Genomic DNA, 14834 nt, shown 5'->3' with positions numbered 1-14834 from the left:
CGGGCGCAATGGGTGATTTCGTGGTGCCTGTCACTCGCGAATTCGCGAGTGACAGGCACCACGAACTACTATTCCCTCCTCTTGTGCTACTCTCCAGTCATCGTTAGAATAATAGTAAGACAATTCAGTCAGGAAGTGTAAGCGTATGCATAGGCTGAAATCAATTTCTCTTCAGACGAAATTATCTTTAATGATATTGGGACTATTATTTACAGTTTTGCTTATTCTGGGTTTGATTTTTACCAGTTTATATTCGACAAGTGTTGAAGAACAGATGGGAGAACGGGCGCTTAATGTCGCTCAGTCAGTGGCCATGATGCCGGCCGTAATCAATGCGATGAAGTCGAATTATCCATCCGAAACTATTCAGCCAATCACAGAGGATCTTCGGTCTAAAACAGGAGCGGAATTTATTGTAGTAGGAGATAAGGATGGTATTCGGGTAGCTCATCCATTACTTGATCGCATTGGTAAACATATGGTTGGTGGCGATAGCCAGCAGGCTTTAGTAGAAGGAGAATCATATGTTTCTAAAGCAGAAGGATCCCTTGGGTCCTCGCTTAGAGGAAAAACACCTATTTTTGATGATGGTGAAATTATCGGTATCGTTTCTGTTGGTTTTTTAACTGAGGATATTGAACAGAAAGTAGATCAATTTGAATTAAAGGTTATGAGTTTAATAGGCACAATTTTGTTACTTGGTTTAGCAGGTGGTTTTTTTATTGCGAAAAATGTGAAGAAGTCCATTTTTGGTCTAGAACCATCAGAAATTGGGGCCATGTTCCTGGAGCGAAATACGATTCTTCAAACGATCAGAGAAGGGATTATTGCGGTTGATGCGGAGGGAGAGATCACCCTTGCTAATCAAGAAGCTCATCGTATGCTAAATAGAAAGGTAGATGAAAATTTAGAAGGAGAAGACATTGTCTCTGTTCTCCCAAATACAAGAATGCCAGAAGTGCTACTATCTGGAGAGTCAGAGTATGATCAGGAGATCATCATCGGTCATAATCATGTGATTGTGAATCGGATTCCTATCATTCAAAAAGGTGAAATTACAGGAGCTGTTTCAAGTTTTAGAAGGAAAACAGAAATTGAGGCTTTATCACGAGAGCTCTCTCAAGTTCAAAGCTATGCGAAAGTTCTTCGCTCTCAAACGCATGAGTATGCCAATAAACTATATACCATTTTAGGATTAATTCAGTTAGGAGCATACGATGAGGCGATTGAATTAATACATAAGGAAGCGATTGGTTATCAGGAGGTTGTACAGCTTTTGGTGAAAGCTGTGCCAAATCCAATTATTTCAGCTCTGCTTTTAGGGAAGTATAACAGGGCTCATGAGCTTCATATTCAATTTTTAATTGATGAGGAAAGTAGTATGAGTGACTTTCCTGAGCGGATGGAGCAAGAAAAGATTGTAACGATCGTTGGGAACTTAATTGATAATGCGATGGATGCTGTTCTTGAAAAGCAAGATGAAGAAAGAGTGGTCCATTTATTTATGACGGACATTGGAAGAGATTTGATTTTTGAAATAGAAGACTCCGGTAATGGGGTGCATGAAGAGGAATTGGAACAGATTTTTGAGCGAGGAGTTAGTAATAAAGAGGGGCAAGATCGAGGAATCGGACTTTCTCTCGTGAAAAATGCACTCGAATATCTTGGAGGGTATGTCACCATATCAACAAGTCGTTACGGTGGAGCTGCGTTCACAGTTGTGATTCCTAAGGGGGAACAAACGAATGTCTGATATTGAAGTGTTAATTGTAGAAGATGATCATCGAATTGCTAGAATCAATCAGAAATTTACTGAAAATGTACCGGGATATGTAGTTATAGGAGTTGCTTCAAGCATTACGGAAGGGAAGGAACTTCTAGAAATAGTAGAGCCAGACCTTGTGCTCCTAGATATCTTTTTTCCTGAAGAAAGCGGACTTCACTTACTTTGGCACATCCGTAAAAATTATAAAGAAACAGATGTGATGATGATTACTGCTGCGAAAGAAATCGAGGCGGTTCAGGAAGCAATGCGTGGAGGGGCAATTGATTACATTATTAAACCGGTTATCTTTGATCGCTTTAAGCAAACTCTAGAAAAATTCAAACAAACGAGAGGAAGAATGAATCATCAGAAGGTTGTTAGCCAGGAGGAAGTGGATCATTTATTTACAAGACAAGGAACACGTGAAACGGTCGCGACTCAAGTCGCTCCAAAAGGAATTGATCCCTTAACGTTATCGAAGCTGACAGAAGTACTTTTATGCCACACGCCTCAAGGCATGACGGCTGAAGAAGTCGGAAGTGAGATGGGGTGTAGCAGAACAACAGCGAGAAGATATTTGGAATACATGGTTTCACTTAGACAGGTGGATGCTGACTTGTCATATGGAACAGTGGGTCGTCCTGAACGACGCTATCATTCCGTAAAGAATGAAAGGTGAAAAGGGCCGCTTCAAGTGGAAGCTCATAAGGAGATCTCACTTTAGAAGCGGCTTTTTTCATGATGCTAAATGTTCCTTTTCCTCTTCTGCTGTTTTTTTACTGAGCTTGCTCTTTATAATAGGTAGCGTAAGAGAAAGAAGTGACAGAATGAGGAGGACGACGGTTACTGTACTATCGAAAAACGTCACATAACTCCCATTTGATATCGTTAGCGCCTGTCTAAATGATTGTTCCATCATTCCACCTAGAATAAAGGCGAGAATGAGCGGTGCTGCTGGAAAGTTAAGAAGTCTCATTATAAAACCCATCACTCCAAATGCTAGTAAGAGATAAAGATCAAAAGTGCTGAAGCTCACTCCATAAACCCCAATCATACAGAAGATAATAACAAGTGAGATTAGTAGCGCTTTTGGAATGTAAAGAATCCGAGCGATAAACGGAATAAGTGGCAGATTTAAAACTAGCAAGAAAAGGTTGCCAAGATACATACTAGCAATCACTCCCCAAAATACGTCCGGATGATCGGTCAGCATTAACGGACCTGGTTGTACACCGACAACGAGGAGGGCACCAAGCAATACAGCGGTTGTGCCAGAGCCTGGGATACCAAGCGTTAACAGGGGAACGAAAGCCCCACTCGTTGCGGCGTTATTAGATGTTTCTGGGGCAGCGAGTCCTTTGATATTTCCTTTTCCGAAAGACGAAGGATCTTTAGAAATTTTCTTCTCTGTGATATAGGACATGAAGGAAGCAATAGTTGCACCAGCGCCTGGTAGCACGCCAAGAATAAATCCGAGCACAGAATGACGAGCGATCGGACCAGAGATTTCTTTTGCTTCTTGCCTCGTGATTTTCAATGAGCCAACATTGGAGTTACCGTCCATCATTTTTGATTTTCGGGACAAGATTAGCGAGCAAACCTCAGCAAGCGCGAAAAGTCCTAGGGCAATGATTAAAAAGTCGATTCCTTCAAGAAGGTTCGGATTACCAAAAGTAAAACGCTGTGTTCCTGTTTGCTGGTCAACGCCAATTGTAGCAATGATTAAACCGATCGTTGCAGAGATTAACGCCTTCACAGTTGAGCCTTCGGACAAGCTTGCAATCGCTGTTAAACCAAGCAACATGAGGGCGAAATACTCAGTCGGACCGAATGAGACGGCAAAGCTAGCCATTAGAGGAGCAACTAGCATAAGGGCAACAACACTTACGGTACCACCAGCGAAAGATGAAATAGCAGCAATAGCGAGTGCTTTACCAGCCTTACCTTGTTTGGCGAGCGGGTAACCGTCAAAGGAGGTGGCGACAGTTCCTGATATACCCGGTGCATTTAATAAAATGGATGAGGTAGATCCTCCGAAGACGGCACCATAGTAAACTCCTGCCATAAGAATAAGGGCTGAGGCTGGATCCATGCCATAGCTTAAAGGAATCATAATGGCGATCGCTGAGATAGGACCCAGTCCAGGGAGCATCCCGATTAGTGTGCCAGCAAGAACGCCAATAAAAACAAAAAGGATGTTCTGGAAGGTTAAGACAACCTGAAAGCCATATAACATATTCGAAATAGTGTCCATCATCTTTCCTCCTTTCTAAAAGGGAAGTAGGCCTTGCGGTAAATAGATTTGAAGTAAATAGTTAAATGAAAAATAAAGGACAAGCGTAAAGCCGATTGAAACAGCAATCAATGTTTTCCATTTTGTATAACCAAGCATACGTGACGTAACGAGTAGGAATAAGATTGTGACAATCACAAATCCTAGGAGCTCAAATAAGAGAATATAGACAAAGATAAGGCCAGAAACGGCCAGTAACATGAGCACTTCATCTTTTTTAATGTCACTTTTTTTTCGATCTTCAGTAGGGTTCAGAATGAATAGTAAGATCGAGAGCGCTGCGAGTAAAAATCCCAGTCCTTTCGGTAGTGCGTCGGCATCTACGATGGCATATGGAAAAGCTGGCAGCTGAAAACTAAGGAAGAGATATAAAATGGAAATAAGCAATAAAACAATGGCTACTTTACGTTCAACACTTGCTAGCATGACGAGTCACCTGCCTTTAATAAATATGAAAGGTCAGAGTGAACTGACCTTTCGCTCTATCCTTATTTTGCTAAACCAACTTCGTTCATCAATTCTTCCATCGTTTCGTATTCTTGATCCAGAAATTCTTGAAATTCCTCACCGGACATAAAGTTATCATTCCATCCAAAATTGTCACGCTGTGTTTTCCATTCATCCGTCTCCATCATGTCTTTGACAGCTTGCTCATAGAATGTAGCTGCTTCTGTCGACATATCTTTTGGTCCCATAATGCCTCTCCAAACGATGAATTCGTCATCGATCCCCTGTTCTTTTAGCGTTGGAAATTCGGATACTGTTTCGCCTTCAAGTGGCTCAGGTGAAGTTATAGCAAGAACTTTCACTTTACCAGCACGTGCCTGTTCCGTTGCTTCTGCGAGACCTGTTGAGTAGACATCGACTTTATTCCCAAGCAGCATGCTCATTCCGCTACCATCCTGAGCAGAAACATATTTCAGTTGCTTAATATCAACACCACCGGCTTTTACGGCTTTAACGAATGCCATGTGATCCATGCTTCCTGGAGAAGAATCTCCCACAACTGACACAGAGGTTGGATCTTCTTTTAGTGCATCAACAAGATCATTCATACTATCGTATGGCGAATTAGCAGGTACAACAAAAGCTGAATAGTCCGCAATTACACCCGCAATTGGTGTGAAATCATTGTGTCCAAGCTCGGATTGTCCGTTTAATGGAACAAATAAAATCGGGGGTGATGTGATGAAAAGTGTATGATCGCCACCTTTCTTATCGACATAAGACCAACCAACAGCACCTCCACCACCTGGTTTATTGGCAACAGCCATACGTTTATCGATAATATTTTCCTTCTCCATTACTTTTGAGATTGTTCGAGCAGTTGTATCCCAACCACCCCCAGCTCCAGCCGGCGCAATCATTTCGATGGGTTTATCAGGACTCCATTCACCGTTATCGCCTGAAGAATTTCCCGCACTTTCATTACTTCCACAAGCGCTCAATAGAAGAACGCTCCCCAACAAAAGGGACATGAACAAGTTCATTTTTCGTCTCATAGTGATAACCTCTCCCCTTAATGTAATCGCTTACAGATTAACTACCAACAATATACCTGATTATTTTAGTTAGATTAAGAAAAGGGAAATAAGAAAGGTTTGTTTCATTTTGTACATTATGTTCATAAAGTTCATGAAAGATTATGAGTTCGCAAGTGACAGGCACTCCCCAATCTATCGCTACTAAACAAACGTTTATTTAACGTATCCACTCATGTTCTGAAGTAAAGTTACAGATATAAAATGCATCAAATGGTATAAAACTTCAAAATCATTCCAATGACCCGGGTATAAAGATAGATAAATCCGGGTGTTTTTCTTCTATCTATGACTTAAGTGGTATAGACGACTATAAAGGAAGAGGTTACGATTTGAATAGAATATTCTGAATGTTATTTCGTTTCATTGAGGAGGTAGCTCGTTAATACTTGTATTCATTAACAATGGGGAGGGCACTATGAAAAGAAAAACGCTGTCACTGCTTCTGACCACCGCGCTTGGTACGTCACTTTTAGCTCCAGGATCTGGTTTGGCTGCACCTGGTCCAACGATTGAGAAAGCGGGGAAGGTCAACATGAGTCAAAGTAAGAGTCATCCAACTTTTTCGTGGGACAATCCTGGACCGACATCGCCTGTTCTGCATCCTGGTTCAGTCAAAGGAGCCGGAATGCGAGAAGAACCACTTAATGAGATTGATGATTTGATCGAAGGCGCCATCGATGAACAGGTTATGCCTGGCGCGGTTGCGTTTGTAGCGAGAAGAGGACATATCGTAAAGGAAGAAGCTTACGGTTATGCTGCGCAATACACAGATGATGAGTTTACTGAAATGAAAAACCCAATTCCGATGAGTAAGGAAACCATTTTTGATCTTGCCTCAATTAGCAAACTTTTCACAACAACGGCGGCAATGACGCTCTATGAAGATGGGGAATTTAAGCTGGATGATCCCGTAGCGAAGTACATTCCGGAATTTGCAGCGAATGGAAAGGAAAGCGTTACCATCGAACAGCTGATGACCCATACATCGGGATTCAAACCATGGATTCCGCTCTACACGATCGAAGGCGATCGAGAAGATCGCCTGGAGTATGTTTTTAACTATCCACTTCAATCAGAGCCGGGGAGTGAGTATACATACAGCGATCTTAACATGATTACACTTGGTGCTCTTATTGAACGATTGTCTGGGATGCGTCTAGATGAATATGTAAAAAAAGAAATCACCAATCCGCTTGATATGAAGGATACGATGTACAATCCTCCTGCTGAATTAAAGGAACGAATTGCGGCTACGGAATACCAGCCATGGACGAACAGAGGGCTTGTCTGGGGGGGAGTTCATGATGAGAGTGCCTGGTCATTGGACGGAGTCGCTGGTCATGCAGGTGTTTTCTCGACAGCATCGGATCTCGCTAAATTTGCTCATATGTTTCTGATGGAAGGACGCTATGGTGGAACACGTATTCTTCAACCGGAGACGGTGAAACTTTTAACAGAAAATCGGATTCCAGAGTTTCCGGGTGACGATCACGGCCTCGGCTGGGAGCTCCAACAAGGTTGGTTCATGGATGCTTTATCTGAAAGCACAACGCTCGGTCATACAGGTTATACAGGGACGTCAATCGTTGTCAGTCCAACGAATCAGACAATTGCGATCTTATTAACGAATCGGGTTCATCCGACGCGTGAAACCGTATCTACTTCTCCAACGAGACGGAAGTTTGCAAGAAAGGTAGCGGATGCGATTCCAGTTGCGATGAACAAGAAATCTGATCCCTGGTTTGCCGGTTATGGAGATAACGAATCGAAGTATCTGACTGCTAAAGTTAACGTGCACAAAGAATCTATTATTACTTTTGATACGTGGTACCAAATTGAGGAAGGCTACGACATGGGAACAGTAGAGGTTTCAGAGAATGGAAATGAATGGACCGAAGAACTTCAGCTAACAGGAAGCAGTAAGAAATGGGAGGCGAAAGAAGTCGCTCTACCTGCAAACACAAAGTACGTTCGCTTCACATATAAGACAGATGGCTCTACGAACAAACGTGGTTGGTATGTTGATGATTTGAAGGTGAATGGCTCAACAGTCACGCTTACGAGTGATGAATGGATGAAGCGATCATATTAAAAACCAGGAGGGATAGCATGCGAACGAGACAGAAACGGATGATTGTTACTTTTCTTGCATTGTTAATGATCTTTTCACAGGCAGTTATGTTACCGGGGAAAGCTTCCGCAAAAAAAGCAGGTTCACCCGAGTTGATTTTAATGGAAAATGTTCCGGAAGTGAGTTCAGAATTTGATGGGAAAAGCATTACATTGCATGCGCTTCACATTTACGATGATGGTCACTTTATGAAAACAGATCAAAATCTGAAGTGGAAGTCATCCAATAAAAAGGTGGCAAAAGTAGATCGTGAAGGGAACGTAGCACTGACAGGTAAGCGTGGCCGGACGTTCATTACGGTTTCAGATGGTAAGAACAAAGATCGGATTGCCCTTGATTATAAAGTGGATAAATCAAATAAAAAATCATCCGCTCCGTCTTTGATTAAACAGAAAGGGCAGCAATACGACATTATCGAAAATGCGATTGACGGTATGACGATGGAAGAAAAAGTCGGTCAAATGCTGATGCCGGACTATCGAAATTGGAACGGTGAAAATGTAACAGAGATGCTTCCGGAAATTGAAGCGCAAATTGAAGAATATCATCTCGGAGGCGTGATTTTATTCAGAGAAAACGTGGTTACAACCGAGCAAACGACGAAACTTGTTGCTGATTATCAGGAAGCATCTGAGAAGTACGGTCTGCTCATGACGATTGATCAGGAGGGAGGCATTGTAACGCGTCTGCAGTCGGGCACAGATATGCCAGGGAACATGGCGCTCGGTGCTACGCGTTCTAAAGATCTGACGAAGGAAGTTGGACATGCGATTGGGGAAGAGCTTGCCTCCCTTGGTATTAACATGAACTTCGCACCTGATATGGACGTGAACAACAATCCGGATAATCCTGTTATTGGTGTTCGTTCATTTGGAGAAGATCCAGAGCTTGTTGCGGACCTTGGTATTGCGTATACAAAAGGACTTCAGGAAACTGGCGTTGCAGCAACGGCTAAGCACTTTCCAGGACACGGAGACACAGCAGTTGATTCACATCTAGGTCTTCCAGAAGTGCCTTATGATAAAGAACGTCTCATGGAAGTCGAACTTTATCCATTTCAGAAGGCAATGGAAGCGGGGATTGACGCGATTATGACAGCGCACGTGACGTTCCCTAAAATCGACGATACGAAAGTGATTTCCAAAAAAGATGGTACAGAAATTTCTCTTCCGGCCACACTCTCGCACAAAGTTTTAACAGAATTAATGCGTGATGAGATGGGGTATGAAGGCGTCATTACAACGGATGCCATGAACATGGGTGCCATCCAGGATCACTTCGGATCTGTTGACGCAGCGGTTCGCGCAGTGAAAGCAGGAACCGATATCGTCCTGATGCCAGTTGGACTTCAAGAAGTGGCAGAAGGATTATATGGAGCAGTTGAATCAGGTGACATATCTGAAGAACGGATCGAAGCATCAGTGAAACGAATTCTAACATTAAAAGTGAATCGCGGAATCATCAAGTCGGAGAAACCGAGTGACGTAAATGAACAAATTCAAGAAGCGCTCGAGACAGTAGGGTCAGACGAGCATAAAGCCGTTGAGAAAGAAGCGGCGGATAAATCCATTACGCTTGTAAAGAATGACAATGTCCTTCCTCTTGACGGGAATAGTGATGATCACGTTGTCGTTATCGGAGGAAGTTTTGTTGAATCACTCGGTAACGCGGTAAGAGCAGTGCATGACAATACGACGGTTATTGAAGTAGATGCAAGCTACACACTAACAGACGAACAGCGTGAAACTCTTGCGTCTGCTGATCAAATCATCATTGGCACGTATACGTACAGTGTGAGTACGCGTTCGCCTGAGCATCCACAGATGATGATGGTTGATACGATTATGAGTGAAACGGATGCGGATGTGATTGCGATTGGGATCCGTAATCCATATGACATTATGGCTTATCCGAATGTTGACAGTTACATTGCTCAGTATGGTTTTAGAACAGCTAGCTTTGAAGCAACAGCAGCTACCATTTTTGGTGAAAATGCACCGTCAGGTAAGCTACCAATAACGATCCCGGGGGAAACGGGCGGCGTGCTTTATAACTTTGGTCATGGGTTAACGTACTAAAATTGTGATCGGGAAGACTCGTTCTTCCCGATTCTTAAAAAATGGGGAGGCGTTTTAAACATGAAAAAGTGGCTTGTGATGGTGTTAACTACGATGCTTGTCTTATCATCATTATCTGTGGCATTCGCTGATAACAATGGGAAAGGACACGGTCATGATAAACGTAAGAAGTTCAAGCTTGGTGTGGAAGTTCTACTCGAAGATCAAAAAGAGCTTATCGAAGGAAAAAGCGTTGGCCTGATTACAAATCCTACAGGGGTAGATCAGGAGCTTAATAGCATTGTTGACTTGCTTCACAATGATTCCGATGTTGATTTAAAGGCACTTTATGGACCGGAACATGGCGTGCGTGGAAGCGCACAGGCAGGAGAATATGTCGAGTATTATACGGATGAAGAAACGGGTCTACCCGTTTACAGTCTCTATGGATCTACTAAAAAGCCGACGCCAGAAATGCTAGAAGGCATTGATGTTCTACTTTTCGATATTCAGGATGTAGGCACGCGTTTCTATACGTACATTTATACGATGGCCTATGCTATGGAAGCTGCCAGCGAGAATGACATTGAATTTATCGTGCTTGATCGTCCTAACCCTCTCGGTGGGGAAGCGGTGGAAGGTCCCGTTCTTGATGATGAATACGCTTCGTTCGTCGGAAAATATGAAATTCCACTTCGTCATGGCATGACAGTAGGTGAGCTCGCTTCACTTTTCAATGAAGAATTTGAAATCGGTGCTGATTTAACAGTCATCGAAATGGATAAGTGGAAGAGGGATATGTATTACGATGATACGCCACTTGAATGGGTATTGCCCTCGCCTAATATGCCAACGCTCGATACAGCGCTCGCTTATCCTGGAGCTGCCTTGATCGAAGGAACAAATGTATCCGAAGGTCGAGGCACCACAAAGCCATTTGAATTAATCGGTGCACCATTTATTAACGCAACAGAACTTGCCAGTGAACTGAACGAATTGAAACTTCCAGGCGTTGATTTTAGGGCAGCTTCCTTTACTCCTTCGTTTTCGAAGCATGCGGGAGAGTTAACACATGGCGTTCAAATTCATGTGACTGATAAAGAAGCGTTCAAGCCAGTCAAAACAGGATTAAGTCTCGTGAAAACCATTCACGATCTCTATCCTGAAGACTTTGAGTTTCGCGCAGAAAATAGCGCAGGCGTCTCATTCTTTGACCTTCTCGTTGGAAACGGATGGATTCGAGAAGGCATTGAAAATGGAGACAGCGTGAAAAAGATGGAGAAGCAGTGGGAAGATGATTTAAAAGATTTTAAAGAAGTAAGAGAAGACTATTTACTATACTAGATAGATTGTTAAGCACTCGCATAGCGTCGAGTGCTTTTTTTATTTTATGTAATAAAACTTCACAAAAACACTTACATTATTAAATAAAACTTGTTAAACTGAAATTATTAGAAAATTCAATTCGATGAACAGATATAAAGAAGGGGGGATCACGAACGAAATAAACAGGGTTGATTAGGGCGCATTAGTAGGCAATTATTACATAGCCAGAGGCTCCATCAATATGAGGAAACGGAATACATCACGAAATCATAAGAAGAAATGGGGAAAGCTTGTGAGAAAAGAAGAACGCTTAGCAGGGGAGATTCTACCACATTTAGGTGGACCATCGAACATTAACTCGTTAACAAGTTGTATGACAAGGCTCAGGGTAACACCGATTGATGAAACAAAAGTAGATCTTGATCGATTGAAAGAAATTGACGGCGTGCTTGGCGTTGTGGAAGCTGAAACAATCCAAATTATTTTAGGTCCTGGCATTGTGACAAAGGTAGCAGAAGAAGTTTCAAAGCTGAGTGGTGTTGATGCGGAGGATTTGGAAGATGATGAGAACATTTTTGAAGGACTCGCAGATCAAACAAAATCAGATCTTAAGCAAAAGAATGCAACGCCATTTAAGTTATTTTTACGAAAAATAGCTAGTATATTCATTCCACTTATTCCAGCTATCGTTGCGTCAGGGTTAATTGCTGGAATAACGAATATTGTGATTCGATCAGGTGTTGATCCGGAAACGTCACTTGTTTCTATTCTAAACTTTATTGGTTGGGGCTTGTTTAGCTACCTTGGCATTTTCGTTGGGATAAACGCAGCCAAGGAATTTGGTGGAACCCCTGCACTCGGCGGTATCGCTGGTATTTTAATCATTAACCCAGCACTTGCTGATATTACGCTTTTTGGTGAACAGCTTGTACCTGGTCGGGGCGGCTTAGTAGGCGTCATGCTTGCAGCGTTTTTCATGGCATGGACCGAGCGCCGCGTGCGTCGTTTTGTTCCATCGTCTCTTGATATTATCGTGACGCCAACGATCTCTGTTTTGATTACGGGATTCGCGACATTAATTGTCCTACAGCCAATTGGTGGATTTGTATCAGATCTTATCACAAAAGGACTACTAGGATTGATTGACGCAGGAGGTATTTTCTCCGGATTGATTCTAGCAGGAACGTTCCTTCCTCTAGTTGTTACAGGTCTTCATCAAGGGCTTACGCCTGTTCACATGGAATTAATCAACACGATTGGTGATGATCCATTGCTTCCGATCCTTGCCATGGGAGGCGCTGGTCAAGTAGGGGCAGCCTTCGCGATTTATTTCAAAACGAAAAATAAGAAACTAAGAAAAGTGATCAAAGCTGGCTTGCCAGTCGGCATTTTAGGGATCGGAGAACCACTGATTTTCGGTGTGACGCTACCACTTGGTCGTCCATTTATTACGGCATGTCTTGGCGCAGCTATTGGAGGCGCGTTTGCCGCATTCTTTAAAGTGGCGACAATTGCGATCGGAGTATCTGGCTTACCGCTGATCTTCCTCGTGAATTCGAATCAAATTTTATATTATATTATTTCTCTCGTTGTTGCTTATTTCTTTGGTTTTGTCTTCACATATCTCTTCGGGTTTAAAGAAGAAATGACCGTTGCGATTGATAAAGGGGCTTCAACGAACACAGCTGCATAAGAAAATGGAGGGTCAGATATCATGCTTGGAATATCTGTTTATCTTGGAAGTGATGGAGGAGATGTTGAGCAACGCTTAGAAAGAGCTAAATCAATTGGATTCGATGCTATCTTTACATCCCTCCATATTCCTGAGGATGATCATTCGCTCTATCAAACTCGTTTGAAAGAGCTTGGGCAATTAGCAAGGAAATTTGAGATGGAGCTTGTTGCAGATATTTCGCCAGAATCCATTACCCATTTAAATATTCAACATTATGAAGAGTTATTGGACTGGGGAGTGAATGGCGTTCGTCCGGACTATGGTTATACTGATGATCTAATTGTTTCTTTATCTCAGTTGATGAGAGTGGGCTTGAATGCTAGTACTGTTTCGAGAGAGGAAATTGAGACGTGGCTTCAAATGGGTGCAAACGTTTCGAACCTCGAGGCCTGGCATAATTACTATCCAAGACCAGAAACTGGATTAGACGTTGATTTTTTTTCAGAACGAAATCGCTTATTTAGAGAATATGGCATTCAAACAATGGCATTTATTCCAGGAGATCAAAACCTTCGAGGACCGATTTACTCTGGCCTTCCAACGCTTGAGAAACATCGTTCTATGTCTCCTCATATGGCCTGTGCTGAGCTACTTTATCATTATCAAGTTGATAAAGTTCTGATAGGAGATATTTCAGTCAGTGATAACCAATTAGAAAAGCTTTCACTCCTTGCAAAAGGAGTGATTCCGCTTGAGGTTTCGAAAGTGGATGATCAGTTTGATAGTTTTCATGTGAAGGGAAAACATAAGAACCGTCCGGATCCAGCGCGGGATGTGATCCGTTCAGTAGAGTCGAGACAGTTACAACATCGTCCTGAACCAATACCTTCATTAAAAAGAAAACGCGGCGCCATCACGATTGATAATATGAACTATGGCCGCTATGCTGGTGAAATTCAGCTTGTAAAGCACGATCTTCCGGAGGATGATCGTGTGAATGTTATTGGAAATGTGATTAGAGAAGATTTGCCTCTATTAAATTACATTGGGGCATCTCAACCGTTTGAATTACTTTTGAAAATTGATGCTACTCATGAAAGGAATTAACACAATGAATTTAAATAACATCCAGACCGAGCGTAGAAATCATAACACATTGAACATTGATCAAATGACAACATATGAAGTTCTTACCATCATAAACGAGGAAGATCATGTTATACCAGACGCTATTAAAGAAACCCTACCAGTTATTGAACGTCTTGTTGATCGAATTGTAGATGGCTTTCAACATAATGGTCGCTTAATTTATGTTGGGGCAGGGACAAGTGGGAGACTTGGCGTACTTGATGCCTCTGAATGCCCTCCAACGTTCGGAACGCCGTCAGATCAAGTGATTGGTGTGATCGCGGGTGGCGATAAAGCTCTTCAATATGCGCTTGAAGGTGCTGAGGATGATGAAGAGCAGGCTGTCTTAGACATGAAAGAGCTGTCGCTTACGAAGGAAGACGTGATCGTAGGGATTGCAGCTAGTGGACGCACACCTTATACGGTAGCTGCAATGGCTTATGCCAAAGAAATTGGTGCAACGGTTGGGGCGGTTACGTGTAGTAAAAATACAAAGATGGAAGAAGTGGCTCACCACAGCATCGTTGCGAATGTTGGACCAGAAGTTGTCACTGGATCGACGCGGATGAAAGCGGGGACAGCCCAGAAGCTTGTATTAAATATGCTAACGACAGCTTCGATGATTAAAATTGGAAAAGTTTATAGCAATTTGATGGTTGATGTTGTACCAACAAATAGTAAACTCGTGCAGCGTGGTAAGAACATTGTTGCAGAAATTTCAGGTGTATCTGCTGAGGAGGCGGAGAAAGCTCTTGAAGAATACGGATCAACGAAAGGAGCGATTCTTTCGTTACTAACAGGATTAAAAGGAGAAATCGTTCATTCGACATTAGAAAGGTATGATGGGCATTTGCGAAAAGCGATTGAATCTGCTTTTGTGACAAGCTAAGGTAAGAATCGCTAAATAAGATATGC

The 14834-nt window shown here is 42.5% G+C and carries 11 protein-coding genes; 8 read left to right on the top strand and 3 right to left on the bottom strand.

Features of this window, described 5'->3' with window-relative positions; all coding sequences use genetic code 11:
- Nucleotides 1-145 precede the first annotated feature (145 nt).
- Nucleotides 146-1753, top strand: coding sequence for an ATP-binding protein (locus Q4550_RS15755; protein ID WP_303534347.1), 1608 nt, complete (start codon nucleotides 146-148; stop codon nucleotides 1751-1753).
- On the top strand, nucleotides 1746-2444 hold the full coding sequence (locus tag Q4550_RS15750) for a response regulator (RefSeq protein ID WP_303534346.1): 699 nt from the start codon (nucleotides 1746-1748) through the stop codon (nucleotides 2442-2444). The genes Q4550_RS15755 and Q4550_RS15750 overlap by 8 nt, the downstream gene beginning before the upstream one ends.
- 57 nt (nucleotides 2445-2501) lie before the next feature.
- Here Q4550_RS15750 and Q4550_RS15745 read toward each other — a convergent pair whose 3' ends face one another.
- From Q4550_RS15745 to Q4550_RS15735, 3 genes are all read right to left on the bottom strand, one after another.
- A complete protein-coding gene (locus tag Q4550_RS15745; RefSeq protein ID WP_371017666.1) occupies nucleotides 2502-4019 on the bottom strand; it encodes a tripartite tricarboxylate transporter permease in 1518 nt (505 codons plus the stop codon).
- Nucleotides 4020-4034: 15 nt separating this feature from the next.
- Nucleotides 4035-4484, bottom strand: coding sequence for a tripartite tricarboxylate transporter TctB family protein (locus tag Q4550_RS15740; protein ID WP_303534342.1), 450 nt, complete (start codon nucleotides 4482-4484; stop codon nucleotides 4035-4037).
- 62 nt (nucleotides 4485-4546) lie between these two features.
- Nucleotides 4547-5560 carry a tripartite tricarboxylate transporter substrate binding protein gene (locus tag Q4550_RS15735; RefSeq protein WP_303534340.1) on the bottom strand — a complete coding sequence of 338 codons (1014 nt, stop codon included), beginning with the start codon at nucleotides 5558-5560 and terminating at the stop codon, nucleotides 4547-4549.
- A gap of 457 nt (nucleotides 5561-6017) precedes the next feature.
- Here Q4550_RS15735 and Q4550_RS15730 point away from each other — a divergent pair, with 457 nt between their 5' ends.
- From Q4550_RS15730 to murQ, 6 genes are all read left to right on the top strand, one after another.
- The gene (locus Q4550_RS15730; protein ID WP_303534336.1) at nucleotides 6018-7694 is read left to right on the top strand and encodes a serine hydrolase domain-containing protein; all 1677 of its coding nucleotides are present in this window, start codon (nucleotides 6018-6020) and stop codon (nucleotides 7692-7694) included.
- A 17-nt stretch (nucleotides 7695-7711) separates the two neighbouring features.
- A complete protein-coding gene (locus Q4550_RS15725) occupies nucleotides 7712-9811 on the top strand; it encodes a glycoside hydrolase family 3 protein (RefSeq protein ID WP_483298566.1) in 2100 nt (699 codons plus the stop codon).
- Nucleotides 9812-9871: 60 nt separating this feature from the next.
- Nucleotides 9872-11134: an exo-beta-N-acetylmuramidase NamZ family protein gene (locus Q4550_RS15720; protein WP_303534333.1), complete on the top strand. Its 1263-nt coding sequence runs from the start codon at nucleotides 9872-9874 to the stop codon at nucleotides 11132-11134.
- A gap of 274 nt (nucleotides 11135-11408) precedes the next feature.
- Nucleotides 11409-12809: a PTS transporter subunit EIIC gene (locus Q4550_RS15715; RefSeq protein ID WP_303534330.1), complete on the top strand. Its 1401-nt coding sequence runs from the start codon at nucleotides 11409-11411 to the stop codon at nucleotides 12807-12809.
- Between the two features lie 21 nt (nucleotides 12810-12830).
- A complete protein-coding gene (locus Q4550_RS15710) occupies nucleotides 12831-13898 on the top strand; it encodes a DUF871 domain-containing protein (RefSeq protein ID WP_303534327.1) in 1068 nt (355 codons plus the stop codon).
- Nucleotides 13899-13902: 4 nt separating this feature from the next.
- Entirely contained in the window at nucleotides 13903-14808 is a 906-nt protein-coding gene (murQ, locus tag Q4550_RS15705; protein ID WP_303534325.1) for an N-acetylmuramic acid 6-phosphate etherase, read from the top strand.
- Nucleotides 14809-14834: the final 26 nt, after the last annotated feature.

This window comes from Anaerobacillus sp. 1_MG-2023 (assembly GCF_030547345.1).
GTDB classification, from domain to species: Bacteria; Bacillota; Bacilli; order Bacillales; family Guptibacillaceae; genus Guptibacillus; species Guptibacillus hwajinpoensis_B.
The sequence above is the reverse complement of the archived record's forward strand: the minus strand, read 5'-3'. Positions and strand labels throughout refer to the sequence as shown.

Bases quoted from the DNA above. Each gene is read 5' to 3' on its own strand.
- Q4550_RS15710 (WP_303534327.1), top strand. From the start codon at position 12,831: ATGCTTGGAATATCTGTTTATCTTGGAAGTGATGGAGGAGATGTTGAG.
- Q4550_RS15745 (WP_371017666.1), bottom strand. From the start codon at position 4,019: ATGGACACTATTTCGAATATGTTATATGGCTTTCAGGTTGTCTTAACC.
- murQ (WP_303534325.1), top strand. From the start codon at position 13,903: ATGAATTTAAATAACATCCAGACCGAGCGTAGAAATCATAACACATTG.
- Q4550_RS15740 (WP_303534342.1), bottom strand. From the start codon at position 4,484: ATGCTAGCAAGTGTTGAACGTAAAGTAGCCATTGTTTTATTGCTTATT.
- Q4550_RS15750 (WP_303534346.1), top strand. From the start codon at position 1,746: ATGTCTGATATTGAAGTGTTAATTGTAGAAGATGATCATCGAATTGCT.
- Q4550_RS15735 (WP_303534340.1), bottom strand. From the start codon at position 5,560: ATGAGACGAAAAATGAACTTGTTCATGTCCCTTTTGTTGGGGAGCGTT.
- Q4550_RS15755 (WP_303534347.1), top strand. From the start codon at position 146: ATGCATAGGCTGAAATCAATTTCTCTTCAGACGAAATTATCTTTAATG.
- Q4550_RS15730 (WP_303534336.1), top strand. From the start codon at position 6,018: ATGAAAAGAAAAACGCTGTCACTGCTTCTGACCACCGCGCTTGGTACG.
- Q4550_RS15725 (WP_483298566.1), top strand. From the start codon at position 7,712: ATGCGAACGAGACAGAAACGGATGATTGTTACTTTTCTTGCATTGTTA.
- Q4550_RS15720 (WP_303534333.1), top strand. From the start codon at position 9,872: ATGAAAAAGTGGCTTGTGATGGTGTTAACTACGATGCTTGTCTTATCA.